This is a genomic window from Glutamicibacter protophormiae, from assembly GCF_014647495.1.
In the GTDB taxonomy this organism is placed as follows: Bacteria; Actinomycetota; Actinomycetes; order Actinomycetales; family Micrococcaceae; genus Glutamicibacter; species Glutamicibacter protophormiae.
In genome coordinates, this window is sequence record NZ_BMPH01000004.1 from 96,332 (window position 1) to 122,621 (window position 26,290).

Annotated in this window: 23 protein-coding genes; 4 read left to right on the forward strand and 19 right to left on the reverse strand. The window is 53.3% G+C overall.

The annotated features are described in order from the left end of the window. Positions 1–24: 24 nt before the first annotated feature. The gene (locus IEY43_RS06650; protein WP_308425044.1) at positions 25–1,395 is read left to right on the forward strand and encodes an MFS transporter; all 1,371 of its coding nucleotides are present in this window, start codon (positions 25–27) and stop codon (positions 1,393–1,395) included. A 94-nt stretch (positions 1,396–1,489) separates the two neighbouring features. Here the strand turns inward: IEY43_RS06650 and smc are convergent, their stop codons facing one another. Next, on the reverse strand, positions 1,490–5,065 hold the full coding sequence (smc, locus tag IEY43_RS06655) for a chromosome segregation protein SMC (RefSeq protein ID WP_188947830.1): 3,576 nt from the start codon (positions 5,063–5,065) through the stop codon (positions 1,490–1,492). Positions 5,066–5,215: 150 nt separating this feature from the next. Between smc and IEY43_RS06660 the strand changes: the two genes are divergently transcribed. Further along, positions 5,216–6,031: a serine hydrolase domain-containing protein gene (locus IEY43_RS06660; protein ID WP_188947831.1), complete on the forward strand. Its 816-nt coding sequence runs from the start codon at positions 5,216–5,218 to the stop codon at positions 6,029–6,031. A gap of 3 nt (positions 6,032–6,034) precedes the next feature. Here the strand turns inward: IEY43_RS06660 and mutM are convergent, their stop codons facing one another. The 17 genes from mutM to coaD all read right to left on the reverse strand — a co-directional run bounded on the left by mutM (position 6,035) and on the right by coaD (position 23,617). After that, on the reverse strand, positions 6,035–6,964 hold the full coding sequence (gene mutM, locus IEY43_RS06665; RefSeq protein ID WP_188947832.1) for a bifunctional DNA-formamidopyrimidine glycosylase/DNA-(apurinic or apyrimidinic site) lyase: 930 nt from the start codon (positions 6,962–6,964) through the stop codon (positions 6,035–6,037). A gap of 12 nt (positions 6,965–6,976) precedes the next feature. Then, entirely contained in the window at positions 6,977–7,675 is a 699-nt protein-coding gene (rnc, locus tag IEY43_RS06670) for a ribonuclease III (RefSeq protein WP_188947833.1), read from the reverse strand. Positions 7,676–7,678: 3 nt separating this feature from the next. Next, on the reverse strand, positions 7,679–7,882 hold the full coding sequence (rpmF, locus tag IEY43_RS06675) for a 50S ribosomal protein L32 (RefSeq protein WP_013348816.1): 204 nt from the start codon (positions 7,880–7,882) through the stop codon (positions 7,679–7,681). A gap of 2 nt (positions 7,883–7,884) precedes the next feature. Beyond that, a complete protein-coding gene (locus IEY43_RS06680; RefSeq protein ID WP_188947834.1) occupies positions 7,885–8,406 on the reverse strand; it encodes a YceD family protein in 522 nt (173 codons plus the stop codon). 198 nt (positions 8,407–8,604) lie between these two features. Continuing rightward, positions 8,605–10,242, reverse strand: coding sequence for a stealth family protein (locus tag IEY43_RS06685; protein WP_188947835.1), 1,638 nt, complete (start codon positions 10,240–10,242; stop codon positions 8,605–8,607). A 43-nt stretch (positions 10,243–10,285) separates the two neighbouring features. Next, positions 10,286–13,009, reverse strand: coding sequence for a stealth family protein (locus IEY43_RS06690; RefSeq protein WP_188947836.1), 2,724 nt, complete (start codon positions 13,007–13,009; stop codon positions 10,286–10,288). Positions 13,010–13,011: 2 nt separating this feature from the next. Beyond that, complete coding sequence (locus IEY43_RS06695) at positions 13,012–13,626, reverse strand: hypothetical protein (protein WP_188947837.1); 615 nt, start codon at positions 13,624–13,626, stop codon at positions 13,012–13,014. Between the two features lie 630 nt (positions 13,627–14,256). Continuing rightward, positions 14,257–15,669 (reverse strand): stealth family protein, encoded by a 1,413-nt coding sequence (locus IEY43_RS06700; protein WP_188947838.1) that lies wholly within the window; start codon positions 15,667–15,669, stop codon positions 14,257–14,259. 136 nt (positions 15,670–15,805) lie between these two features. Then, a complete protein-coding gene (locus IEY43_RS06705; RefSeq protein ID WP_188947839.1) occupies positions 15,806–16,267 on the reverse strand; it encodes an FAD synthase family protein in 462 nt (153 codons plus the stop codon). A gap of 63 nt (positions 16,268–16,330) precedes the next feature. Continuing rightward, positions 16,331–17,260: a glycosyltransferase family 2 protein gene (locus tag IEY43_RS06710; RefSeq protein WP_188947840.1), complete on the reverse strand. Its 930-nt coding sequence runs from the start codon at positions 17,258–17,260 to the stop codon at positions 16,331–16,333. 2 nt (positions 17,261–17,262) lie between these two features. Then, on the reverse strand, positions 17,263–18,018 hold the full coding sequence (locus IEY43_RS06715) for a CDP-alcohol phosphatidyltransferase family protein (RefSeq protein ID WP_308425046.1): 756 nt from the start codon (positions 18,016–18,018) through the stop codon (positions 17,263–17,265). A gap of 62 nt (positions 18,019–18,080) precedes the next feature. Further along, complete coding sequence (locus IEY43_RS06720; protein WP_188947842.1) at positions 18,081–19,118, reverse strand: glycosyltransferase; 1,038 nt, start codon at positions 19,116–19,118, stop codon at positions 18,081–18,083. Between the two features lie 7 nt (positions 19,119–19,125). Beyond that, a complete protein-coding gene (locus IEY43_RS06725) occupies positions 19,126–20,010 on the reverse strand; it encodes an ABC transporter ATP-binding protein (RefSeq protein ID WP_188947843.1) in 885 nt (294 codons plus the stop codon). After that, positions 19,994–20,842 carry an ABC transporter permease gene (locus tag IEY43_RS06730; RefSeq protein ID WP_188947844.1) on the reverse strand — a complete coding sequence of 283 codons (849 nt, stop codon included), beginning with the start codon at positions 20,840–20,842 and terminating at the stop codon, positions 19,994–19,996. The genes IEY43_RS06725 and IEY43_RS06730 overlap by 17 nt, the downstream gene beginning before the upstream one ends. Before the next feature lie 139 nt (positions 20,843–20,981). Continuing rightward, entirely contained in the window at positions 20,982–22,049 is a 1,068-nt protein-coding gene (locus tag IEY43_RS06735) for an LCP family protein (RefSeq protein WP_188947845.1), read from the reverse strand. Positions 22,050–22,163: 114 nt separating this feature from the next. Continuing rightward, on the reverse strand, positions 22,164–23,063 hold the full coding sequence (gene galU, locus IEY43_RS06740) for a UTP--glucose-1-phosphate uridylyltransferase GalU (RefSeq protein WP_188947846.1): 900 nt from the start codon (positions 23,061–23,063) through the stop codon (positions 22,164–22,166). An 83-nt stretch (positions 23,064–23,146) separates the two neighbouring features. Then, positions 23,147–23,617, reverse strand: a complete 471-nt coding sequence (gene coaD, locus IEY43_RS06745; protein ID WP_188947847.1) for a pantetheine-phosphate adenylyltransferase — start codon at positions 23,615–23,617, stop codon at positions 23,147–23,149. 112 nt (positions 23,618–23,729) lie between these two features. Between coaD and IEY43_RS06750 the strand changes: the two genes are divergently transcribed. Together IEY43_RS06750 and IEY43_RS06755 are read left to right on the forward strand one after the other, a co-directional pair. Continuing rightward, complete coding sequence (locus IEY43_RS06750; protein WP_188947848.1) at positions 23,730–24,938, forward strand: aminotransferase class I/II-fold pyridoxal phosphate-dependent enzyme; 1,209 nt, start codon at positions 23,730–23,732, stop codon at positions 24,936–24,938. Continuing rightward, positions 24,935–25,717, forward strand: a complete 783-nt coding sequence (locus IEY43_RS06755) for a spermidine synthase (protein WP_188947849.1) — start codon at positions 24,935–24,937, stop codon at positions 25,715–25,717. The genes IEY43_RS06750 and IEY43_RS06755 overlap by 4 nt, the downstream gene beginning before the upstream one ends. Here the strand turns inward: IEY43_RS06755 and rsmD are convergent. Beyond that, the gene (gene rsmD / locus IEY43_RS06760) at positions 25,685–26,278 is read right to left on the reverse strand and encodes a 16S rRNA (guanine(966)-N(2))-methyltransferase RsmD (RefSeq protein WP_188947850.1); all 594 of its coding nucleotides are present in this window, start codon (positions 26,276–26,278) and stop codon (positions 25,685–25,687) included. The genes IEY43_RS06755 and rsmD overlap by 33 nt on opposite strands. Positions 26,279–26,290 lie beyond the last annotated feature (12 nt).

The window sequence follows — 26,290 nt, forward strand, 5'->3', positions numbered from 1 at the left end:
ATCTTCGGCGTTTTCTCGGCTTCAGTGATCAAACCGTCTACCGGCAACTTTGCTGGGAAAGACATAGAATGGCATGTGGTCCTCAGACCACTAGTTCTTGACAGAAAGGCTGACCGCCGCAGGCAGCGTCCTGACGTCGCGGCGATGATTATGGCATTTACCCAGAAGGCTCCTGCTCGCCCTCCAATTCCGGCCGAAATTCGGGTGCTGCTGGTTGCGGCGTTCATCATTGCTCTGGGATTCGGCTTGATCGCACCGATTCTCCCCCAGTATGCGGTGAGTTTCGATGTAGGTGCAGCCGCGGCGACCGTGATTGTCAGCATCTTTGCCTTCACCCGGTTGATCTTCGCCCCGGTGGCGGGCGTGCTCGTGGGCAAGCTGGGCGAGCCTCGCATCTACGTCACCGGCGTGCTGCTCGTCGCAGTCTCGACACTGCTCTGCGCAGCAGTGCAGGACTACACTCAGCTCCTGCTGGCCCGTGGATTGGGCGGATTCGGCTCCACGATGTTCACCATTTCCGCAATGGCGCTGATTGCCAGGTTGTCTCCCGAAGAGTCCCGAGGCAGAATTTCCGGCTTGTATGCGGGATCGTTCCTGCTGGGCAATGTGGCCGGTCCGGTTTTGGGCACTGTCTTGGCCCCGCTGGGGATGCGCCTTCCTTTCGTGATTTACGGTATCGCCTTGGTAATTGCCGCGATGGTGGTTTACATGGCGTTGGGCCGTCGGCGGGATCTTGACGAACGGGCCAAAAATCCGGCGAGTGCGGCGACTGCAATCGAAGTTGTCACCATGCGACAGGCCATGGGATCTCCCACCTACCGGGCTGCACTGTTTTCCGGGTTCAGCTATGGGTGGCTGGCTTTCGGTGTCCGCAACAGCATGATCCCGTTGTTCGCGCTTGCGGTCTTCGGCCAAGCCCAGGGGCAGTCAGTCGCGGGAATTTCATTGGCCATCTTCGCCGTGGGCAACGGTTGCGCGCTGCTCTTCTCCGGAAAGCTCACCGACCGTATCGGGCGGAAAATCCCTGTCCTGATTGGCATGAGCGTACTGATTGTGAGCATCGGCGCGATGGGCTTCTTCACGTCGCTTGCCGGGTTCGTGATTTGTTCGGTGATCGCCGGCTTCGGCGCAGGAACCTTGGGCCCAGCCCAGCAGGCTTCCGTTGCAGACGTCATCGGCTCGGGCCGCAACGGCGGAAAGGCCCTGGCTGGGTTCCAAATGTGCCAGGATCTGGGTTCCATCATTGGGCCGCTGATTGCCGGTGCCATGGCGGACTTCTGGAGCTACCAGCTGGCATTCAGCGTCTCGGCCGTAGTGGGCTTGGTCGGCGTTATTGCTTGGTTGCTGGTGCCACAGACTACGAAACCAGTTCCTACCGACGATCGACAGCCCTGAATTCTCACCCTCCGGCAAATATTACTTTGAACCGAGCTCCAATTCCCGGCGCCAATACTGCTTTCAGTACCTCACCGAACCTGGGAATATATGGTCACGCGTCGGAACTCCGACGCTCCATTTTCTGGCTAATCACAGTAGAGACACCGTCTCCGCGCATGGTCACGCCGTACAGGGCATCCGCGACTTCCATTGTCTTCTTCTGGTGGGTGATCACGATCAGCTGCGATGATTCCCGAAGCTCTTCGAAGATCGTGATGAGTCGTCCCAGATTTACGTCATCGAGCGCGGCTTCCACCTCGTCCATGACATAGAAAGGCGAAGGACGTGCCTTGAAGATGGCCACCAGCAGTGCCACCGCGGTTAGTGATCGTTCACCGCCGGATAGCAGCGACAGCCGCTTGATCTTCTTGCCAGCCGGGCGCGCCTCAACCTCGATGCCGGTAGTGAGCATGTTCTCCGGATCGGTGAGGACCAGCTGCCCTTCTCCCCCGGGGAATAACCGGTCGAAGATGCGCTTGAACTGCACCGCGGTGTCGTTGTAGGCCTCGGTGAAGACACGCTCCACGTGGGAATCCACGTCCTTGATGATCTGTTGCAAGTCCCCTCGCGACTTCTTCAGGTCCTCAAGCTGGCCGGCCAGGAATTTGTGCCGCTCCTCAAGGGCCGCGAATTCTTCCAGAGCCAATGGGTTGACCTTGCCCAGCGCCGCAAGATCGCGTTCGGCCTTCTTGAGGCGTTTTTCCTGTTCCACGCGGTCGAAAGGTTTCGTGCCCACGGCATTGCCGTCCTCGTCAACGTTGACACGAAGTTCGGCCCACTTGTCATCAGGGTCGGCAGCTTCGGGGATCAGTTGATCCGGGCCGAAATTCGCGATCAAGTGATCCGGTGTATACCCCAGCTCTTCAAGAGATTTCGTTTCAAGGTTCTCGATTTTGATGCGCAGCTCGGCGCGCAGTATTTCGTCGCGATGCACGGCATCGGCCAGTCGGCCGAGTTCAGCGGAAAGCTGTTCAGCCTCGGTTCGGTTGCTGCCCAATAGCTCTTCAAGTTCAGATTTCTTGACCGAGAGTTCATCACGTTCCTGGCCGGCCATTGTCAACGACAACTCAATGAATCGAAGCACTCGTTCGGACGCGCGTTCCACGCGCTGGGCCTTCGCTGCTTGGGCTTTACGTTCGGCGGCGCGCTGCAGTGCCACCTCCCGATGGGTACGCTCGGCAGCCGCAGTGCGGCGCAAGCCGTCGACTCGGGAGCGCAACGCGTTAACTCGCTCTTCGCTGCTCCTGAGCGCGAGCCTGGCTTCAAGTTCCTGCTGCCTGGCGGCCGCCGCGGCATCCGCCAAGGCAGCGCGGGCGGCATCGTCGACAGGCTCGTCCTCCGAATCCGTCGAAGCCATCTCCATGCGCTCGCTGATTTCCTCGTAGGATTCTTGTTCGATTTCAAGTTTTTCAACGGCCGTGTCCAGCCTTGATTCCAAGGACTCCTTCTCGGATTGCGCCGAACGGAGCTTGTGCCCCAGTCGGGCCAGGTAATTGGACAACTCGTCGATTGCAGCGTCTGATTCAGCCAGCTGGCTCAACGCTTCGTCCCTTGCCTGCTGCGCGTCGGACAGCACCGGAGCGCGCTGCGCCACTTCGGCTTCCAGCTGTTTGTGCTCCTCCTGCGCTTGGGTTAGCTCAGCTGACGTTTGCTCGACCAAGGCCTGCTGGGCGATCAACGATGCTCCAGCCGAGTCTCCAATGGAGCTGTGGAGCCCTGCAAAAGATACGCCGTCAAGCGTGGTGATCTTGGCTTCCGGATGCGCCGCGAGAATCTGCTCGACGGATCCGAGATCGGGGACAACATAGTGATCGGCAAAGATGTTGTCCAAGAGATTTGAGAACTTCTCGGTTGAACTCACGATGTCCCGCGCCGTAATGGCAAGCTCACCAAGATCAGGGGTGGACACCTTCGGGACATCGGCATGGACGAAGGAGGCACTGGCGGACTCTTCTTGCGACACTTGCCGGATCAAGGCAATTGCGTCAGCTGCGCTTTCAGCGACCAGGTGCTCCGCCGTGTCGCGCAGGATGGCGGCTACAGCTTGTTCATAGCCCTCGTTGACCGCCAGCAGCTCTCCGAGCCGGCCGGCGAGGACGTCCGTCGAACGTTCGAGCAAATGTGCGGATTGGTCATCTGGTTTTGCGTTGAGTTTCAAGGCCTCCCATCGCGCACGAAGACCGGAAATCCGGACCGACAATTCGCGTTCTCGCTGGGTATCCCGGCCCTGCTGTTCTGACAGGCGGGTGAAGGCTGCTTCGGCATTTTCGAAGACGTCGTTGAGCTGGCGCTCGCCAAGGAGCCGTTCTTCCAGTTCAGCGTTCACCGTTTCGTGTGAGCGCGCATCAGCAGCAAGATCGGCATCGAATGATTGGACGGTGTCTTGCAGACGGGAAATTTCCGCGCGTGTCACGTCAACGCGGCTGCGTGCCGACGCCACCTGCGATGCAAGGCGGGACATCCCCTCGCGGCGATCCGCCGCTGCGCGCAGCATGGCAGCCATGCGCTGCTGTTCTACCCGCGATTGTTCTTCGGCGTGTTCCTTGGCTTCGATGGCTTCGGCGAGAATTTCGTGGCGATCTTCGACAGCTTCTATGAGTTCTTCGAGTTCCTCGTTCAGACGCTCGGCTTGAGCTTCCAAACGTTCTGGATCACGGCTGGAATCAAAATGTGTCTGATTACTTTCGAGCAGTTTCCCCCGTTCACGTGCCAACGCGGTGAGCGAGCGAAAACGCTCAGCTTGCGTGGTAAGCGCGACCCAGGTTCCTTGCATCTTTTCGAGCCTTGGGGTGAGAATCTCAGCACGTTCGGAAAGCTCTGCCACCTGACGGCGGACGCGTTCCAGACGCGAGGTGACGTCCTGTTGCTGCGCCTGGATCTTTGATTCGTCGTTGATGTCCTGGGCCAGCTTGTTGTTCAGCGACACAAGATCATCGGCCAGCAGGCGTGCCCTTGCATCACGTACGTCCAATTGCACCGTCTGCGCTCGGCGGGCAATCTTTGCCTGGCGGCCCAAGGGGGCCAGCTGGCGGCGGACTTCGGAGTTCAGGTCCTCCAGCCGGTCCAAATTGCCTTGCATTGCCTGCAGCTTGCGCAGTGTCTTTTCCTTGCGCCTGCGGTGCTTGAGCACCCCAGCGGCTTCCTCGATGAAGCCGCGTCGGTCTTCGGCCGTGGCATGGAGAATTCTGTCCAGCTGGCCTTGTCCGACGATGACATGCATTTCACGGCCCAGCCCCGAGTCGGACAGCAGTTCTTGGATGTCCAGCAATCTGCACGAATTTCCATTGATTGCATATTCGGAGCCACCGGCCCGGAAAAGGGTTCGTGAAATCGTGACTTCGGCGTAGTCGATGGGCAGCTGGCCATCGGCATTGTCGATGGTCAGTGAGACGTGCGCGCGTCCCAGCGGAGGGCGCCCCGAAGTTCCGGCGAAGATGACATCTTCCATCTTTCCGCCGCGCAGCGTTTTGGCCCCCTGCTCCCCCATGACCCAGGACAGGGCATCGACAACATTCGATTTGCCCGAACCATTGGGCCCGACAACAGCCGTGACGCCCGGTTCAAACTCGAAAGTGGTCGCCGAAGCAAAAGACTTGAATCCGCGAACGGTAAGAGTCTTCAGATGCACAGCGTGAAATTCCTCAGTTTGGCCCGGTATCGATAGTGTTAGCATGGGCGCGCAGACCATGTTCTCCGAAATGATTCTATCGAAACGACTCGGCGAAAACCGGTTTCTGCTCGCCTTTGCGCACATCAAAAACGAGGGGTAGATCATTTCGTGGACGTCTTATCAGAGATCGAGGACTGGCCGGTCGACAACGCAGTGTCAGTTGTCGTCGATGGGCAGGGAGCAATCGCAGGTCAGCATGGCGACACGGACAGGCCCTATGCGTTGGCTTCGGTAACCAAGTTGCTCAGCACCTATGCGTTCCTGATTGCCCTGGAGGAAGGAGCCATCGGTCTTGAGGACCCCGCAGGGCCTGAAGGATCGACGGTTCACCATCTACTTGCTCACACCGCAGGGTACGACTTCGATTCGGAAGTCATCCGCTTCGAGGTTGGTGCCAAACGCGGATACTCCAATTGCGGATTCGAAAAATTGGCCGAACATCTGGAGCGGGAAACAGAAATCAGCTGTGCCGACTACGCGCAGGAAGCGGTCTTCGCGCCTCTCAGAATGAACTCGACCAAGATCGCTGGAAGCTGTGCGAAAGATGGTTGGTCGACCGCTGCGGATCTTGCAAGGTTCGCAGCAGAACTCCTCACGCCGACGCTTGTTTCACCGCAAACGATGGCCGACGCCACCCGGGTGCATTTCGAGGGCTTGGCTGGAATTCTGCCCGGATACGGGAGACAGAACCCGAATGACTGGGGTCTGGGATTCGAAATTCGCTCGACAAAGAATCCGCACTGGACCGGAGCTTCGCACCCCGCCAAGACCTTTGGGCATTTCGGCCAGTCAGGGACGTTCCTGTGGGTGGATCCCGTGGATCGTCTGGCTTGCGTGACCCTCACAGACCGCAATTTCGGACCGTGGGCGGCTGAAACCTGGGCCGGTTACAACGAACGCGTGCTCAAGGCTTACTCCGCCTAGAACCTACTTGGGGATCCGCCGCGGCCGAGGCTGGCATACCGGGCAGCTATAGGAAGAACGCCCCATGAATGGATCGCGGCGGATCAGGGACGGGCGCCCTTGGTCGAGGCACCGCAGGCATTGCTCGCCTTCTCGCCCATAGGCGTTCAGCGATCGTGAGAAGTAGCCGCTCGCGCCATTGACGTTAACATAGAGCGAATCGAAGCTCGTCCCGCCGGCTTCCAGCGCCCGAGTCATTACGTCAATAAGTGCCTCATTCAGCAGCGTCACCTCGAAGCGGCGGATGGTGGCAGTGTTTCGCAGGCCAGATAACCCGGCGGCCCAAAGCGCTTCGTCGGCATAGATGTTTCCAACGCCTGAAATAATTTCTTGGTCAAGGATCGCCCGCTTGAGTTGAGTCGTCTTTTTGCGCAGTGCGGCATAGAGATCCTCAGCGGTTCGAGCCGGGTCCAGCACGTCGCGCGCAATATGAGCGGCGGCCTGTGGAATAAATTCGCTCCCGCTGCCCGCACCGCCAGGGCCGCCGTCGGAGGTTGCCACGAGCGGGGATAAGAACATGCCGCCGAAAATCCTCTGATCGACGAAGCGCAACTCGGCTGGAACACCGGGAATGTCGCCGAGGGTCAGCCGTACCTTGAGGTGCTTTTCGTCGGGAGCGGCAGGTTCTTCAACCAGAAGTTGGCCGCTCATCCCGAGATGGGCGATTAAAGCCGTGGGCACGGAAAGGCCGTCAAGCTCCATCCATAGGAATTTTCCGCGGCGGGCAACGGATTTCACCGTGCAGCCTGTCAGGGATTGTTCGAAGTCTAGCGGGCCGTCTCCGTGCCGGCGGACCGAACGCGGGTCCAGGACTTGCACCGATTCAATTCGGCGGCCCCGGACCCACTTGTCCAGCCCTACGCGGACTACTTCAACTTCAGGTAATTCCGGCATTGAAAACCGCCCCTAGCTCCGAGGAATTTGTTCGCCTGGGTGCAGCATGAGCCATGAGTTACGGGCAGCTTCCTGCTCCGCTTCCTTCTTCGACGGGCCATGGCCGCTGCCGTAGAACTCGTCCGAGATCACAAGGGTTGCTTCATAGGTACGTGCATGATCAGGGCCGGAACCGGTCACCTGATAATGCATGTCGCCAAGCTTCTTTGCGGCTACTTCTTCCTGGATGACAGTCTTCCAGTCAGTGGCAGCTCCAAGCAGGCGAATGTCTTCCAGCAAGGGCGTCACGAACCGCAGGACTAGTCCACGGGCGGCATCCATTCCCTGAACCAAGTACGTGGCGCCGATCAACGCTTCCATGGTGTCTGCAAGGATGGAAGCCTTATTGGCACCGTTGGATTGCGCTTCACCGCGCCCCAGGAGGATGTGTTCACCAACTCCCAGGTCTCGGGCGATGATAGCCAATGCACGGGTACTGACGATTGCTGCACGGCGCTTGGCCAAGTCGCCTTCGGGAAGATCCGGGTACTTCTGGTAGAGGTACTCGGCGACCGAAAAACCAAGGATGGAGTCGCCTAGGAATTCGACGCGCTCATTGGTTGGTATTCCACCGTTTTCGTACGAATACGAACGATGAGTCAGGGCAAGACGAAACGTCTCGGAATCAATGTCGATTCCGAGACGCTTCATTAGTTCTTCTTTTGAAGACATGTCTTAGACGTCTGCGACCTTGCGACCCTTGTACTCAAGGAACAGTTCGGTACCGGCCGAGTCGGTGACAACCTTTGCCTGGTGAGGCAGGCTGTAGGTTACGCGACCGTTTTCAACGGTCTTCACCAGGTTAGGCGCAGTAGCCTTCCACTGAGAACGGCGTGCACGAGTATTCGCACGGGACATCTTCCGCTTTGGAACAGCCACGACTACTTCTCTTCTCTCTTGTCTGACGTATTATCGGGTGCCGCGTTATCTGCGGCAATGTCGGACAGCTGCGCAAGCGCTGCCCAACGCGGGTCCAGTACCTCATGATGGTGCTCGGGTTCATCATTGAGATTCACTCCGCATTCGCTGCAGAGACCCAAGCAATCCTCCCGGCAAACCGGCTGGAATGGCAGTGCGGTTCCAATTGCGCTCCGCACCACCGGGTCGATGTCAATCAAATCACCAACGACCCAGTACTGATCCACTTCATCATCGGCTTCGAATTCTTCGCTGCCTTCATAGTAGAAGAGCTCTTGAATGTCAGCCTCGAAATCGTACTCGATGGGCTCCAGGCATCGTCCACATTCCCCCGCAATTTGTGCGGTAGCGGTACCCGATACCAGGATTCCCTCATGTACGGCTTCAAGGCGAAGATCTAAGTCAAGCTCAGATCCTCCACGAATGCCGATGAGTGCATTTCCCACATCTGTGGGTGCCGGAACCTGCTCGCTAAGAGTTTTCATCGAGCCTGGCGAACGGCCAAGCTCCTTGGCTGATACAACCAATGGCGAGTTGCGATCGACTTCGCCATGTGACGATCGATCAGAACGCTTATCGCTGATGATGACTCCTATAGAACATAGTCCGACATTTAATCTTAGCGCACACGAGACATAGTTCCCAAATCTGCAGCACCCCAAGCAAAGCTGCTTTACTGCGTCCTACATTTCGAATGATGAAGGCACCGGCAACAAGTCATGAAGCAAACGAGGAACAAGGCGCCGAATTTCGTTTCGCTTCTCCTCAGATACTTCCTGCGACCCATCGTTGATAACCACTACTTCAACATCCCTTCGCCTCGTGATTCGCCTAAGCCGTGAAACAGCAATCGAATCTGCTGGATCAATGTAGTCGTACCTGATCCTGCCTGGAACAGCACGACCGGTACTAAGGGCGAAGTTGAAATAGAACGATCCGGCTAACGCCGCGTCGGAAAGTGACCGAAATTTGGCACGGCTCGTGGCAGCAAAAACTTCAGGATAGCGCTCCTCCATCTCATTCATGACGCTGACTCGAAGAGCGTATGGAGTATGGAAAAATTTCCGATTGTATGTAGGGAATCCATCCCGAGAAAGGATTTGACGTGCATTCTTCGCCGCCACCGTCGAAACATTGTCTTCATCAGAAATCGGCGAAAAATCCACCAGAGCCCTCGAATAGAAGACCTTAGAGATTCCGTTAGCATGGAAAAACCGTTCAGGACTGAGCGGTGAGGTGAGTATCATGTCATCGTTGAAATAGAGGAAATGCTCAGACAATTCCTTGATCCGGTGAAGGTTCGCCTCAATGGCATGAGAGTTGAATACCGGAAGCTCGGTGGAATCTTTCCAAATCTCCGAGTGGTCAACAATTTGGACTTTTGAATCCACACTACTATTTAGCCAATTTGGGCGCTGCCTATCCGTGACAATGTAGATTTTTCGAATCCAAGGTGCATACTGCTCAATAGATCTCAAACAGTACCGAAGCTCATCTAAGGATTCAAAGCGCGAAACATCAACTGCATTTTTGACCAAATCATCGTCGGAGTTACCAAGGGCCGCACTCTTGCGTTTCTTCCACTCAACATCATCGCCATCAACCCAAGTAATCACTGCATCAATTGGGAAATCGACATCATAGCCTAGAGCAGAATTGGCTGCTCCCATGTGCTCCGCCCAAGAAACAGCATTCGAGACCGGGTCAGGGAGCTCAGTAGCACGCGGGTTCCAAACTTCACTGATCAACCGGTCTGTCTTAGCATCTGAACCCCAGCGGATAATATCTACCCCCTGCAGGGCATTGCCGAAAAAATGGGATTTCTCGCCAGAAGCCACATATCGATATAACCTGACGCCCACGACGTCAGACCGGTTTGCAAGGGCCGCGACAAATTCTTCCTTGGAAATCGCCCTACCGTTAGGTAGGAGTGCACGAAAATACCACGAGGTGAAAGACGGATCCCCAGCAATGCTCTCCAGCGCTTTCCTATAATCGCGTGAGGGAATATTGACAATTGGTATACCCGAGTCCCCTCGTTCGAATATCCAATGCGAGAGGTTAAGCTCTTGCAACTTCGTCTTGATTATCAATAGGTTTGATTTCTTTAGTGAATCAAGATTTAGATTGCAATCAATTTCCGCAATCCGAGGCCCCACCGGAGCACTGAACAAAATTCTTCCCTCAGCATCTTCTGCTGTCAAATTTTGCTTTACTGACGCTACGGAAACCATAATACTTTCCGTCCGCCTACGAACATTTCGAGAAAGCGAGGCGACGGCACTGTGTTTAAACTTGGTTGCTAACTTGCTCAATTCCATATACTTTATCCGATCAAAAAAAGAATGACTGACTGTTCTTAATCTAAACTTCGTCGATAGTCGGGTAAGGGAACCTAGCACGGAAGAATTGATCAAGCATTTCGTCTACCTCGGCCGAACTAAAATTGGCATTTTCGGCCTCGCCGAATGTAATCATGTCAAATCGATCTGTTGCGACGAGATTGCTTAGACGTGGGCGCAAGAAATCATCACCTAAAGAGCAGTATGCATAACGAACTGATCCTGGTTCATAAGTCCCAGTAAAGTAGCCGAAATACTGCGCGAATGATGACAATAAGGAGATGTCTGTTTCACTTCTGAACTTTGCTGCCCGTACGGACTTAAATATTTCGCTATAGTCGGTTTCGATTCTCTGAAGTGTCGACCTACGATGCGGGTGTGGCGTGTGCAGCATCGCCCGGGTAATCACCTTGCCAAATCGTTCTTGCAGGACACGGCGGTTATTCTGAGCAGCCCACATATGCGGTTCGACATCTTGCTGAGGTCGGAGGTCTACCTTGACAGGTGACAGGAAGAACTTCGCTATGCCGTTCGCGTGGAAGTAATTTGCGGGCACCTGCATACGCAAGAGCATGGTGTCATCGTTAAAGTACAAGAAATGCTCGGCGAGCCCAGGAATGCGATGTAAGCATGATTCGATTGCATGGGAATTGAACACCGGAAGTACACTCGGATCAGGGAAAATTTCTCTGTGTGAAATTACCTGAATTTCCGACTCTTGGGAGAGCCAAGCCGGCCGCTGATCCGCAGTAACAACGTAGATGTTCCGGACCCACGGCATGAACGTACGCACACTTCGAACCGAATACTTCAGTTCATCACGATTGCGAAACCGCATCGCGCCAGCCGCGAGATCTCCGCCATCATCGCTGGCTGGACTATGCGCCTCTTTCTGGGAACGCCAGTCGGGATCAGAGTCATCAACCCATGTATAAACCACATCAATTGGGAAATCTATCTGATCCCATAGTGGAGAATAGAACAGTTGAGAATTCGAATCGAAATCATGGTCAAGAAGCAGATCCACGCCAGGGTTGTGACGAGGTGGAACCCAGCCGCTACGTTCCTCATCATAACTCCAGATTTCAATGTCAACGCCAAATGCTGATCCCCAAGTAAACCGACGCAGAGGGTCTGATTCCGGAGTGAACAGTCTAAATACATCGGCTGTCTCAGCCTGCATGGCCGATAATTGTTCGATGCCAGGATGCCAGTCTGAAGAAGAGATGACACTATTACCCCGAAGTGGCTTGACACATAAACTCTCCAGCGACTCTTTCAATAGCGTAAGGAGTAGCTGCTCACGGTCATCGCTCCTGATGGCTATCGAGCGTCGGAAATAGCCGTAGGCAGGGACATTAACATGCGCAATCTGACCGCTCTCGAGGAACCTGACTGCATCATCAAAATTCTTAGTCTGCACGGCTCCGACAGAAAGATCATCAGGCTCAACTATTGAAACTTCAAAAGGGACCGGTGAATCTTTTTCAAAGAAATTTTTAGTTTTGTCTGCGTCATATAGGTTTGGATCTTCTGCGGTAGCGGTTATTCGCATATGTCGTCGATTGGTTTCTGATCGAGATTCAGTACCCGCACGGCGTTCCAACAAATCTGAGTACAGTTGAATCCAACGGTCAACAACGAGATCCGGAGTATACCGACTAGCAGTTAATATTGCCCGTTTCCCCATGCCATTGCGCAGAGCAGAGTTGTCCGCAAGGGTTGCCAAAGATTCTGCAAAAAGTTGAACATCATTGAGCGGAACTAGCAATCCGTCAACTCCGTGGGTAACAATGTTCCTGGGGCCGATTGGGCAATCGTAGGCGACAGTCGGGACACCCGCCGCCGCTGATTCTAAAATCACAAGTGGTTGACCCTCTGCACGCGACGTCATCGCATGAATACTCGCGTTTTGCCATTCCATGGTCAAATCGCCAAGGTCGGTTGTGAACGCAACAGCATCCTGCAGGTTCAATTCGCCAACCAGCTCACGCAAGGCCAATTCCTGCGGACCGTTGCCATATAGACGTAGCTTCCAGTCCGGATGATCCGCATGAAAAATTGCAAATGCTCTGATCAGATGATTAAACTGCTTCCCCGGTGCAAAGCGGCCCGCAGCAATAACAGTCTTGTTGTCCAACGTCGACTGAGGCCTAAAAATATCATCGAGGGAATTAGGGACTATTTCACTCACGAAGCCTTGCGCTTGAAAATTCTCATCAATCCATTCTTTGTTCTCTTGATTCAGTGAAACGATAGCGTCCAAATCATGTGCAACAGCTTGAAGTGGCTCGATTCCTTTGCCGCGCTGCATACTCGCACGATGCTCTTGAGCGACTAGTACAGTGTTTCCCGGCAAGAAAAGCGATCCAAGCATGGCCAGAGCTGGCGTCGTGGTTACCACAACGTCAGCCCTGATTTTACCGAGCTCCTCTCGTGCTACAAGTTCGGTGAGCTGGCTGAATTGATCGTCCCATTCTCTTCGAATGAGCATTGCTGGCAATTGGTTCAATTCTCGGGAAGCCAACACATCAAAGTTCCCCGATAGATCATGCGCATTTTCACCGAGCCAGTAAGTGACCCTAGCGACGTCGCCAATCGCTTCACTAAGTGAGCCGTCCGTTCTGTACAGACTAAAAACTGAGATTTCGTGTCCACGTGAAACAAGGGACCGGATCTGCGACTGGATTGCATGTTCTGTTCCAGCTTTAGAATCACCGGTCGTCAACAAGAATGAAATTTTCATGCCTAGCGAAGACCTTTCTTAATTACTTTCAATGCCAAATGACCGTCTATAGTCCAGTAGATCCGAGCTTTCGAAGAGAAGCGATCGTCCCCTACCCAGAACCACGGATATTTAAATGATTTTCTTGGGTTAATATTCTTTTGACCCCAAAAAGTCACTCGGCTGTCTGAATCGCCTCGAATATAGAAGTCCCACAACGATTCTCCATCTCGAAGACTATGAAGAGCGTCACTGAGTTCAGTAAGTGAAAAAACATTGCCATCTCCATCGACAGTTGTTCCCGAATTAACTACAATCCCAGATTTGCGCGGGCGTATCGTGAGCTTCTGGGCATTAGGGAACCACAGTTGGACAGAATCGTGGTTGGTAATGATCTTTGGATCGTCAAGCCGGTTGCTTGGATTGAAGAAAAAATAGCGAGACGCCAGCCCAAGAAATTTAAGAACCCGACCGGATACTGCGGGCAGAGCAGGATATTGAACGGTTCCAGAGCCACCCGGGATTTCCAAGCGGTATCGTCGACCAGAAGGTGATATGCAGAAAACGGCAAACCTTCTTTGAGGCTTCAAAGTTGCTTGAAAGTGCTGCAGGCCTTGTACATCTCGAACGAACTCCATGGGACTTGCGTTCAACTTTGAACCACATTCCTGGAGTTGAACCTTGAGAGGGCTGTTGGAAAAACCGCTCTTCGAAGATTCAATAAGAACGCTCAAGAGCCCGGACTCTGAAAGGGAGAATCGAACGATTGTTGGAGCTTGCCGTGTCATCTAGCTATAATTCCTAATCCGTCTAATATCTTTTCGGAGCCGCATCACTCAACTTCTAACCGTCTATATCATCTAGCGGAGTTGGGCAACCTTTCGACGCGTAGCACCACCTTACATTCTATTCGATTCCGACGATCTTGAATAAAATCGAGATCCACAACACACGCTTGCTTTATTCTTCGATAGTAAAGATCAAATTGCTAAAATCGGATGCGAACATAGTTGGAACGTTAGATCACAAATCAAAAACTACATCTAGACCCTAGAATAAACACTCACATTCAAGGAACAGTTGTATTTATACTTAATTATAAATAGTTTCTCCACTGCCACTAATTCACCAAGACTTATAAATGATTAAACTCTAGAGAACTTTCGACTATTTGAAATCTTATCGCAAAGCAATTTCGCACGCAGGTTTGTTCAAAAAAGCATACACTTGCGAATAGATGCAATTAGAATCCCTGAATATTGCCATGATCAAAATTCATAAGACGACTTTAGTGGAAAAATACTTTCCAACATTCTTCGAACGATAATGTCTCGTTGACTCGAATTGCTCGTAGACAACACTTCATTAATGCAGAAGACTGAAGGCCGCTTGAGCCGCATAAATCTCCAAGCGTCTAGATAAAATTCGTCTGATCCAATCTCGAGGTATTGATAATCAATATCAGCGGAGTATCCCAAACCGAGGCGTGCAGCGATGTGATGAGCAAGAGAAGAAGGAATTGAAAGGTCCAGTTCCCCTCGGAATTTTTGCCTTGAGATCCTTTTGATCTCTTCCGGGTAATTGTCTTTCAAGTACTCATGGACCGTTTTACGTTGCGGATGCGCTACATGTTTGAATTTCCGCGATACCGTTCGATCAAAATCACGTATTAGGATATTCCTATTATTTCGTGCTGCCTGGTTAACGGGAAGATCCACATCGTTTTCAAGTGCGAAATGCCGATTTGACAGTGAAAATTTCGTTTGTCCGACAGGTCCATAGAATGCATTCGGATGCAACATCTTGCCGAAGAACACATCGTCATTGACGTATATAAAATGCTCTCTTAGCCCAGGTATATTGGATAAATTCGCCTCAATTGCGTGAGAGTTGAATGTGGGAAGTGAATCACTTGGGTTTTCAAATATTTCTTCATGGGATACAAGGGTGAGCTTCGGATGATCCTTGGCTAACCATTGGGGTGCTTGCCCCGCTGTAACTAAATACACATGGTTGATCCAAGGCATATTCAGTTCCAGTGATCGAAGAGAAAACAAAAGTTCGTCGCGTGATTTGAAGCGCCCGAGTCCCGCAACGCTTTCGCGGTAAGGATAATCTTGATTTTGCAATGATCTCTGATAATCTTCTTGCCACGACTGATCGGAAGAATCGACCCATGTATAGACCGCATCGACTTTACCGACAAAATCTTGGGCATCCCATATTGCGGAAATATTGCTTGCATAGACGTGCCAGATCGCACCAAGCCCCCGCAGATCCATCTTGGCCATCATATCGCCATTGTCAAATCGATCGCGAACACTCCACGATTCTACGGCAGCATAGCCATGTTGGCCAGATAACTTTGAAATTACTAGACCTTTTTGTTCGAAATCTTTACGCAAACGCTGCCAGTCGCTTATTTGAATACAGTTACCTGTAGAATTGCGATCTTTGGTAAAATCTATTTTTAGATTATTCGCTACGTGGGTCGTTAAATTTTCGTTATAAAATCTAATTTCTGAAATTGTGCGTTGTTCTGAGTTCGAATTTTTGAGGGAGTTATTTAACAAATGACGATATAAATCGTCGGGTAACATACGCCCGATCTTACCACGCCATCCTGTTATCATGTGCGCTCCCTCAATATGGGTCAATTTCTCAAAATCTTGCAAAACCATTGCATCAACTATTGATGCTATATCTGTTTCATCACCCCAAAGTGGTGACTCACCGTGTAGAAGAATATTCCAAGGCAACTGCCAGAAATTGAAAGACTCTCGGATCTAATATGATTAGTTCTACGGACTTCAGGGATTAACTTAATTCTTTGACAATCTGACTCAAAGTATCAAGGGTGTTCTTCAATGATTCAACATGCCGTTCATCGAATTCGCTAAGAACTCGCTTCATCTCGGTAGTCGAGATTCCGGCAGTGCGCGGTAGGTATACGACTTCGACTTCGTCGCCAAGATCGTCGAACTTGCCCTTCCAGTCTTCACCGATTCCGAAGACTTTCACATCGTACTTCTTGATATCAAGTCGTTTCTGTTCCCAGTTTTCCTCCGGGATGGCGAGGTCGACATATTTGATAGACTCAACGATTTCTCGTCGCTGTTCGAACGGAACAACCGGCTTCTTGCCCTTAATAGCGTTGAATTCATCTGTCGACACACCAACGATAAGGCGGTCGCCCTTTTCGCTAAGGCGCTTGAGGATATTGAGGTGCCCGATGTGGAAAAGGTCGAAAGTTCCGTACGTCAAAACAGTTTTCGTCATGTTTACCTCCAAGTCACGTTTAACGTGCATAGTGATCATTTAAGCGGTTAGGACCGCTTCTGGTTAAAGAACAGGCGGGCGCCCGGCCAAAGTCATTCGAATGATGGTTCGCCAGGAAAGTTTCGGCCGTGGTTCCAAGTACCACGGGCTACCCTTCCAGCCTGCTTTCCACCCTGAGAGGTATTGTTTCACGCCGCTTTTGTTTTTGCGTAACCTCAGACATTCGACGAGCATCCATGAAATAGGATAAATCCATGCAAACGGGACGGGAAGGTTTCTCCGTGCCAGCCAAACTCGGTTACGTGCGTTAAGCCGGTAAAATTCGTCATGCCGACGCGGGTCGATTACCGGATGCCCGATCCTCATATCGCCCGCATACCACACGTAAGTACCAGTGTCCCAAACACGCCAGGCAAGTTCGATCCCTTCGTGCGCGTACCAAAATCCGCCGGCCCAGCCACCAGTCTCGTCGAATAATTTTCGTTTAGTCACTAAACAGGTTTCGCCAACGTGAAAGACCTTACTCGGGTCAATGGCCGTTCTCTTGTTGAGACGAGGAATCCATCTTGTCGGGTTCTGATCCTCATGTTCCGGGTCTGTGATTCGAGGCTGCAGCAGTCCCATCTTTGGGTGTTTTTCGAACCTGTTAACTGCGGTAATCAGAAAGTCATTGTCCAAGAACCATGAATCGTCGTCTAGGAAACACAGGTACTCTCCAGAGACATGATTGACACCGGCGTTTCGTCCAGCGGGGATACCTTGGTTTTCCGGCAAATGGAGAGTTTTGATCGATTCTGGAATTCCTGAGGGATCCCAACCATTTCCTACCACGACGGCGTCAATTGAAACTCGTTCTTGGGCAAGGAGAGAATCCAGTGCGCGTCGCAGTTCAGCAGGACGATTGCCCATGGTGAGAACAACAACACCAATCGATGGCTGGCCGGTGGGCTGCAACGCGGATTCCTGTCCATGTGACGTGTTTGATAATTCCATATCTATGCCCTAAGCCTCGATGAAGCCATATTGGAAAGAAAATGGCCTGCATTGACCAGTACGCAGGCCGGCAGCAAGATCCAGATTATCCACTTTTCAGCAACGCCAGGTACACCCAACGCTACCGAAATGATAGAACAAAACAGAATAATTAGGCTGAGCTCAACAGCGTGCAAAAGTTTATGGAACGGCAAGAATCGTGCCAGGGAGCGTAGCCGGCCGATCAGCGTGGTTGTCGGTACGGCACGAGCAGCGGCGGTATCTGGCAGCTTGCCCAGACCAGCCATCCCACGTGCTGCGTGGACCATCAAGGACTGGGAACGGTTTAGTACCAAAAGAACTGACAGACACGCGGCCATGAACAACGTTGGCCATGCTTGGCCAGCGCTAACAGGATCACCTGATAGCTCGGTAAACACGCGGTAGCCCAAGGCGATTGGAATCAGTGCTTCGGTCGTGTGATGTCCGACCATGTCGATAAAGATCCCGCGCGGCGATTGTGAAGCACGCCAGCGTGCAACTTCACCGTCCGAGCAGTCGAAGTACAGCTGCACCTGTGAGAACACGACAGCCAGCAACGGACCCCAGATACCAGGGATCAACAATGCCAGCGACATGCACCACCCAGAAAGGATCATTAGCCCGGTCACCCCATTAGCGGTAATCCGTGTTCGGACCAAGACAGCTGTCAGGTAGATCGAGATATGCCGAAGGTACAGTTCTGCAGTCCAATGCTCCGCATTCTTTCGAGCACGCACTTCAGGAGGCTGGCAGACTGCCCGTAACTGTTCCAAGGTGGGATTCTTTGGACGTTCGACGGTCATTTGACTCGCCCCCGATCCAATGTTCCGGCCGCGCCCACGACTCGGCCCTTCACATATCCGGCGGCCCACGGCAGATGGATGCTCTGGAATGCTACAGCTGCGAGCAGTTTCTCGCCGAGGTTTTCAGCTTTGGACGAGATGCCAGCGGCAACCGTGGCGCCAGCGTAAAGTAGCGGTGCGACCTGGAGCAGATTCAATCCGGCACGGGCTACCTTGGGGAGTTTTGGCGTAACAAAAGGCGCAGCGAGCGTCGCCGCGAGGCCAGCACTTACACCAAGAAGCAATAGCGGTGGCAAGTCGTGGCGCAGGGACTTGCCTTCGGGGTAACGACGGGCGATTTCACCACGCCATGTACCCGAAGCGTATGACTGGCGAATCAGCGCCTTGAAATTATCACGCGGGTAATAGCCGACCTTCAGTTCCGGATCGAACCAAACTTTGTACCCTGCCTGACGGATCCGCATGCACAGTTCCCAGTCCTGGGCCCTCCACATGTCTTCATTGTAGAGTCCAACCTTTTCGAAAACTTCCCGTCGGAAGATGCCAAGGTAGGCCGACTCGGCTTCGCCCTCGGGTGCACCCGAGTGGTATGCGGGGCCGCCAAAACCGAATTTCGAATGATATGCTGCCGCGATCGCACGTTGAACTGGCGTTTTTCCCTTGGCGTCCATAAGCCCACCGACATCGTGGGCGCCGACGCGGAACAGCGTCTCAACTCCTCGCCGAGTGTATTCGGGAGGAAGCTCGCTATGGGCATCGACCCTCATAATGATGGGGTGGGTTGATTTGCCAATGGCGAGGTTCAGCGCATTGGGTGTCCGGCCTCTCGGATTATCAACGAGGATAATACGGGAGTCTTCAGAGGCCAGGCGTTTCGCAACAGCGTTGGTGCTATCGCTGCTTGGGCCCAATGCAAGAACTAGTTGCTTGTCGCCCTCGTATTCCTGGGAGAGGATCGATTGAACAGCCTCATGCAAATATTCGGCTTCGTTCAGCACCGGCATGACGTATGAAACGCCAGGAAAGTCAGTCATCTGTCACTTACTTCTTATGCTGTTGATACGCCTTGATAACCGTGTCCGGGTCGCCGTCCATCTTCTGAACACCCTTCTCGATCCAGATGCATCGGTTGCAAGTTTCTTTGATGGAATTCATCGAGTGCGATACCAGGAAAACCGTTCCGGCGTTTTCCCGGATCTCACGAATCTTGGCTTCACTGCGCTTGCGGAATTTGGCATCGCCGACCGCTAATGCCTCATCGACAATGAGAATGTCATGCTGCTTGGAGGCAGCAATGGCGAACTTCAAACGGGCAGCCATTCCCGACGAGTAAGTTCGCATAGGCAGATCGATGAACTCTTCTAGCTCGGCGAACTTCGTAATTTCTTCACGCATAGTTTCAACTTCTTGACGGTTGTAGCCAAGGGCCAAACCACCAAGGGTAATGTTCTTGTCGCCTGAAAGGTCCGGAATCAGTGCCGCACCAACACCCAGCAGGCTTGGCCTGGATCGTGCGTACACTGCACCGGAAGCGGGCGGCGTGAGTCCAGTAATGGCTCGTAACAGCGTCGACTTACCGGATCCGTTGGAACCGATGATGCCGATCGACTCATTCTCGTACGCAACGAAAGAAATACCTTGGAGCGCGTGGACTGTACGAACACCGCGCATCTTTGGCTGCAGCAATCGCCGTGCTCCGGCGGTTCCAACAGCCTTTCCACTGGAAAATACCTGGTACTTCACATGGAGGTTGTCCACCATGACGACAGGCTGTCGAGTTTCATCAACGGTGAGGGTGGATGACTTGATGTCTTCGGGCTTGACTACATCGATGAACGACGTGTCGTCGGAAAATATCGGAGCGGGTTCGTATTCCGGGTGGAGCCCGGGATTGATTAAATCGTCAAAACTAATTGGCACGGCCATAGAGCTCCTCAGCCTTCCAGAAATAAATGAGTCCGAAGCCCAGCGCCAGCAGCGCCCAGACGGAAACTACAATCCATGCGAATGGATCGTAGGTGGCATCATTCATGATCATTGCGCGGGCGATTTGCAGCGTCTGGTACAGCGGATGAAAGTCGAATATCTGAACGAGCCAAGGCCAGTGGTTCAAGATTCGGTCAACGCTGAATAGAACGCCCGAGGTGTAGAACAGCATGCGGGTAATCAGTGGCAGGATCTGGGTGAAGTCCCTAATGTGCACAGTGATTCGAGCGCAGATCAGGGCGATTCCCATATTAAAAACGCTGAAGATCATGAGCAACGGGATGATGACAAACCACGACCATTTGGGAGTTGTGCCAAGAATCATCGCGTAAATGAACATGACTATGACCATGGGCATCAATGTCAAGAGATTCTGAGTAACCTGGGCAACCGGCAATGTCAGCCGGGGGAAGGATAGCGATTGGACCAGCGCTTGGTTACCGGTGATGGACTTCGCGCCACCGTTCATGGAACTCGTAAAGAACTCGAAGAGGAATACCCCGATAACAACGAAAACTGGAAAGTCTGGGCCCTTACTGTCGCCTTGCAAGACGCCGAAGATGACGCCATACATAATCGCGTTCATCGTCGGTTTGAGAACAACCCAGATCATACCCAAGCGGTTCTGCTGATTTTGCTTCTGAACACGCGCCTTGGCAAGTTCGTAGATGAACTCACGCCGTTCCCAAGTCTGCTTCAGGTAGCTGGCCAAGCTTGGGCGGGCACCCACACGGTGCAAGCCAAACTTCTCGGCTTCTTCTGCCACTGTCATGTGTGAATTGTCCTCATTGTCTTCAACCAACTTTTGTGCCGTAATAACACAGATGTTCAAAGTCTAGTAGATCGGTCTGGATTTTCGACGATTTCGCCTGCCACGGGTGCACAACTGTAGTGTCTGTCACTCGTTCAATCTATTCTTGGGGCGGATTTTCCTTGAGATACTCATCCATCGTGTCGGCTTTCAACGCTACACGAATTTGCTGGATGGCCTGCTCGCTGGGCAGTTCAATTGACTGGCCATCTGCACTCGTGGAACTGCCAGCTGTTGGCATCGTGAACATTGCCAAGTCGTTCGTATCGACGTTTTTGAGCTGCATTCCCAAACCGACTAGCGTTGCGGCATCGAAGCTGCTGTCAAAGGTCAGGTAGGGCGACACCTTATCGACGATGTCGTACAGCTTGACCGGGTTGGTCAGCGTATCGGCCGATAACATCTGGCTTGCGGCAGCTGCGATGAATTTCCGTTGATTGGCGACCCGCTGATAATCACCGTTGCTGAATGACTTGCGCTCGCGAACAAACCTCAAGGCCCGGTCACCTTCCAGAGTGATCTCGCCTTGGGGGTAGAAGTAGTCGGTGTCGTGGGCTGTGAAAGGGATGTCGTTCTGAACTGTCACGCCGCCGAGGGCGGTGGACAACTCCTTGAATCCATCAAAGTCGATCATGGCAACATGATCAACTTTGGTGTCGAAAAGTCCTTCCATCGTTTGCACTAAGAGGGGAATACCGCCAAAAGATACGGCTGCGTTGAGTTTGTTCTTCCCATATCCAGGGATGTCAACGTACATGTCTCGGACCGTAGACATAATGTATATCTGCGAACGGTCCTCCGGAACATGTACGAGCATCATGGAATCGCTGCGCTGGCTGACTGCCCCATCCAAGGCAGCCGATTGGGCTGAGTTATCGTCTGCATGGTCAACACCAACCAGCAAAATATTCATGGATCCATCATCGGGATCCTTTACCGGCCGTGCATCTTCTTGTTCTTGGGTGAAGTTAAGGTCAACGGTGTTGGTTTTGGAATTGAAAGCATGCTGCAAGTTGAAGAGATAGTATCCAGCGCCCAGCACGGCAATCAAAAGCACGGCCAGCGCGGAAAGAACAACGGCTCTTACGCGTTTCTTCTTTCGCCGCGCGGCACCAAAACGCACACTTCGAGTGCTGATGTCATTCTGACTTGGATCGTTTGAGTTCATTTCTATCCCACCGAGAAAATTCCGTCGAAGCCAACGGACCTTCCAAGTGACTTCGTGCAATCAAAAAGACTACCCAAGATAAATGTGATTATCCTGAGTAGCCTTTAATGACTGTTAGTCTTCCATCTCGGCGACGAAGTCCTTGAGCCAACTCTTCAGACCTTCACCCAGATCTTCATGATCTACCGCAAGGGTGATGTTGGCCTGCAAATAGCTGAGCTTGTCTCCGGTGTCATAACGGCGACCGCGGAATACCACTGCGTGCACACCCGCGCCTTCGCCTTCGGCGCCTGCGAGGACTTGAAGTGCATCAGTGAGTTGTATTTCGTTGCCACGGCCTGGTGCAGTATGTTCAAGAACTTCGAATACCCTCGGGTGCAGCAAATAGCGACCGATAATGGCCAAATTGCTTGGAGCGTCTTCAGCCGCCGGTTTTTCAACAAGGCCGTTGACCTTGACGAAATCCTCGCCACTGACGGACGAGACATCAGCGCAGCCGTATGCACTGATCTGTTCGGGAGCAACTTCCATGAGGGCGATCACGGACCCGCCGACCTTTTGCTGCACGCTGGCCATAACTGAAAGCAGCTCGTCGCGTTCGTCGATGAGGTCGTCACCAAGCAGAACCGCGAAAGGCTCGTTCCCTACATGCTGCTTCGCGCAAAGGACAGCGTGTCCAAGACCTTTGGGATCGCCCTGGCGCACGTAGTGAATGTCCCCCAAATGGGTAGCCTCATGAATAGCATCGAGCTTCTTCTTATCGCCCTTGGCTTCCAAGGAATACTCAAGCGAAGGGACACGGTCGAAGTGATCTTCTAGCGCACGCTTGTTGCGGCCGGTGATCATGAGCAGGTCAGTGAAGCCAGCCTTCGCGGCTTCGGCCACTACGTATTGGATTGCGGGCTTATCTACAACAGGCAGCATCTCCTTGGGCATCGCTTTCGTTGCCGGAAGGAATCGAGTTCCGAGGCCCGCTGCTGGAATGACGGCCTTTGTTATTGGACGATGAGTCATTAATTAAGCGACCTATCAGTTAAAACGAGTGAAATTACAGAACTACAAGCATATATCTACGGGGTAGAAATACATATTTTTGCCTACTTCCTCATCAGCCGTTTCATCACTGCACGTGGGAAGTATTCCGCGACATCGCCACCCAGGGTCTGCACTTCCTTCAGAAGCGATGACGACAAATGGGTGAACCGCGTATCGGCCTGAAGGAATACAGTTTCAACACCGGTCAAGTGGCGGTTCATGGTTGCCATCGGAATTTCGTATGCGTAGTCGACAGTGCTTCGCAGGCCCTTGACGATGGCTTCCGCACCCTGTTCCTTGCAGAAATCAGCCAACAAGCCCTGACCCATGGGAAGGGCCGTGACACCGCGGAGACCGCCGACCGTCTCCTCGACGATGGCGACTCGCTCATCTTCGCTGTATCGGTAGTTTTTTGAATAGTTCGTCGATACCGCGACGATCACTTCATCAAACAGGCTGGCGGCTCGAGCAATAATTTCGACATGACCATTGTGAATCGGGTCAAAGGATCCTGGGCAAACGGCTCTACGCATACGTTGAATGTATCAAGAAGTCCCGGCCAAAACGTGAATTGCGGATAAACCCAAGTAACGAAGTGACGTTTCGAATGCTCGACCGCACATGTCCCCCGTACATAATGGGTTTATGAGCAATGATTTCAACCCTTGGCAACGAACAGCGCACGGCGCGAACCTCTTGGATCCGGCTGGCACGCCACGGGTGACGATCTTTGAAGAAATCACAGGTCTTGCCAACAAACACAATGCATTGAATCTGGGACAGGGTTTTCCCGATACAGAAGGACCCGAAGAAATTCGCCAAATCGCACTAAAATCGATTGCTGAAGGTGCAAATCAGTACGCACCCGGTTCAGGGATACCAGCCCTCCGCCGCGCCATTGCCTCCCATCAAAAACGGTTCTACGACCTCGAGCTGGACCTAGAAACCCAAGTAGTCGTCACCACAGGCGCCACCGAGGCCATTGCCGCTGCAATCCTCGCTTTCGTTCAGCCCGGTGACGAGGTTGTCACATTCGAGCCTTACTACGACTCGTATGCGGCCATGATCGGGCTGGCGAACGCAAAACACAACGTGGTCCAGTTGCAGCTACCGGATTTCCAACCAGACCTGGCCAAGCTCCGCGCAACGGTCACTGACAAGACCCGGATGATAATTCTCAACAATCCGCACAATCCGACTGGATCCGTATTTGGGGAAGATGTGCTCAATGAGATCATTGCACTGGCTCACCAGCATGATTGCATTATTCTTTCCGATGAGGTCTACGAGCACCTGACATTCGGGGTGAGCCATGTTCCCGTTGCTACCCTGCCCGGTGGATTCGACCGGACGATTACCATCTCGTCGGCGGGCAAGTCCTTCTCGTTTACCGGATGGAAGGTCGGCTGGGCGACCGGACCTGAAAAACTGATTACCGCCGTCAGAACGGTCAAGCAGTTTCTCACCTACTCGTCGGGACCGGCTTTTCAACCTGCCGTGGCACAAGCCTTGGAACTCCCAGACGAATTCTTCGCGCAGTTTGCCGGCTCGCTGGGGCACACCTGCGGTCTTCTTGCCGACAGCTTGGAACAGTCGGGCATCCCCGTCGTCCGCCCCCGTGGAACATACTTTCTCGTCGCAGACGTTAGCCAGCTAGGTTATCAAGACGCGACTGAGCTCGCTCGACTGCTCCCCGAGCGGCTAGGGGTAGCGGCAATACCAATGTCAGTTTTTGTGCATCCGGAAAATAGGCAGGCCTACTCATCTCTCCTGCGCTTCGCGTTCTGCAAGAAGGAAGACGTGATCTTGGAAGCGGCTCGACGCCTGAGCCGACTGCCGGAGCTGGTCCGATGACCGCTTCAAGCCAGAAGCGCTGGCTTGGATTTGTCCAAGCGCATGCAAACATTTATGACGATGACCTCGTACCCGGAGCGAAGATCCTGGCTATCGGCGGCGCAGAACAATCCCATGTGAACCTCGCCCATCCGGAGGAGGTTTTCTATGAATACCTCGCCAGGATTGCGAACCATCTCAAGGTACTGCGAGAACCCGGCGAACCGCTGAGGATGCTTCACCTGGGGGCGGGGGCGCTCACCCTTGCCCGTTGGGCTAGTGTCGTCTTTCCGAATAGCACACACGTGGCAGTCGACATCGAGCGGGAACTACTTGATTTCGTAATAGCGCAACTCCCGCTGCCGAAAAACTGCTCACTCGAGACCATCGTCGCCGATGCCCGCGATGTCCTGCACAACCAGCTGGACGGCCGGACATTCGATGTCATCATTGTCGATATTTTCAGCGGCCCCGAGGCACCCGAGCATCTGACGGTAACCGAGTACTATTCGGAGCTGTGCACGGCGCTTGACGACCAAGGGCTGTTATTCGTCAATATCGGCGACGATCCGCCCCTGGCATTCACGGACCGGCAGGTAGCGGCCGCCCGACAAAACTTCGACTTTGTCATGCTGAGTTCCTCGCCTGAAATGTTTACCAGGCGATACCCGGGCAACTTGATCCTGACTGCCGCCAAACACCGCTTGGACGATTCAAGCATCAACCAATGCCAAGCCTCGGGACCTTTTCCCTCGGAAATCAAGCACTCACTCGGGCTGGACAGGTTCGGCAAACCATAGGTGCGTCTCGCCGTATTTCTTGTCGGCGAACGGCTGCAGGCTAACGGGCCACAGGGGGCGCGGAGACCGGCTGGATCGCTCTACAATGACTGTCGCATCGTCAGCTAGCACGAGGGAAACCTTCAGCAGCGTGGTTTCGAGTTCCGCTTCGGTCAAGGGATACGGAGGGTCCAAAAAGACCACGTCGAATGTCCTGCGAGGTATCCGAGTAGATTCGTCAAAGTAGCCGTCAAGAATCGAGTCGACTGATCCGCGCTGGACGGAAGCAATGTCGCTCTTCAGGGTTTTATTGATCATCGCGGCATTCTGCTGGCACACCGCAACGGCCTTGGGAGCTTTTTCGACGAGAGCCACTTGGCGCGCTCCCCTGCTTGCAGCTTCCAGCCCCAAAGCCCCGGATCCGGCGAAAAGATCCAGCACCCGAGCGCCCTGAAGAATATCCCAACTCTCCAGCCGCGAGAAGAGTGCTTCTTTGACCCTGTCCGTGGTTGGTCGCGTAGCGTCGCCGGGAACGGACTTCAGCGGGTTGCCGCCGGCCGCGCCGGCAATGATTCGGCTCATTGATTCTTGCCG

Bases quoted from the DNA above. Each gene is read 5' to 3' on its own strand.
- mutM (WP_188947832.1), bottom strand. From the start codon at position 6,964: ATGCCGGAATTACCTGAAGTTGAAGTAGTCCGCGTAGGGCTGGACAAG.
- rnc (WP_188947833.1), bottom strand. From the start codon at position 7,675: ATGTCTTCAAAAGAAGAACTAATGAAGCGTCTCGGAATCGACATTGAT.
- IEY43_RS06680 (WP_188947834.1), bottom strand. From the start codon at position 8,406: ATGAAAACTCTTAGCGAGCAGGTTCCGGCACCCACAGATGTGGGAAAT.
- IEY43_RS06685 (WP_188947835.1), bottom strand. From the start codon at position 10,242: ATGGAATTGAGCAAGTTAGCAACCAAGTTTAAACACAGTGCCGTCGCC.
- IEY43_RS06690 (WP_188947836.1), bottom strand. From the start codon at position 13,009: ATGAAAATTTCATTCTTGTTGACGACCGGTGATTCTAAAGCTGGAACA.
- IEY43_RS06695 (WP_188947837.1), bottom strand. From the start codon at position 13,626: ATGGAGTTCGTTCGAGATGTACAAGGCCTGCAGCACTTTCAAGCAACT.
- IEY43_RS06700 (WP_188947838.1), bottom strand. From the start codon at position 15,669: ATGGTTTTGCAAGATTTTGAGAAATTGACCCATATTGAGGGAGCGCAC.
- IEY43_RS06705 (WP_188947839.1), bottom strand. From the start codon at position 16,267: ATGACGAAAACTGTTTTGACGTACGGAACTTTCGACCTTTTCCACATC.
- IEY43_RS06710 (WP_188947840.1), bottom strand. From the start codon at position 17,260: ATGGAATTATCAAACACGTCACATGGACAGGAATCCGCGTTGCAGCCC.
- IEY43_RS06720 (WP_188947842.1), bottom strand. From the start codon at position 19,118: ATGACTGACTTTCCTGGCGTTTCATACGTCATGCCGGTGCTGAACGAA.
- IEY43_RS06725 (WP_188947843.1), bottom strand. From the start codon at position 20,010: ATGGCCGTGCCAATTAGTTTTGACGATTTAATCAATCCCGGGCTCCAC.
- IEY43_RS06730 (WP_188947844.1), bottom strand. From the start codon at position 20,842: ATGACAGTGGCAGAAGAAGCCGAGAAGTTTGGCTTGCACCGTGTGGGT.
- IEY43_RS06735 (WP_188947845.1), bottom strand. From the start codon at position 22,049: ATGAACTCAAACGATCCAAGTCAGAATGACATCAGCACTCGAAGTGTG.
- galU (WP_188947846.1), bottom strand. From the start codon at position 23,063: ATGACTCATCGTCCAATAACAAAGGCCGTCATTCCAGCAGCGGGCCTC.
- coaD (WP_188947847.1), bottom strand. From the start codon at position 23,617: ATGCGTAGAGCCGTTTGCCCAGGATCCTTTGACCCGATTCACAATGGT.
- IEY43_RS06750 (WP_188947848.1), top strand. From the start codon at position 23,730: ATGAGCAATGATTTCAACCCTTGGCAACGAACAGCGCACGGCGCGAAC.
- IEY43_RS06755 (WP_188947849.1), top strand. From the start codon at position 24,935: ATGACCGCTTCAAGCCAGAAGCGCTGGCTTGGATTTGTCCAAGCGCAT.
- rsmD (WP_188947850.1), bottom strand. From the start codon at position 26,278: ATGAGCCGAATCATTGCCGGCGCGGCCGGCGGCAACCCGCTGAAGTCC.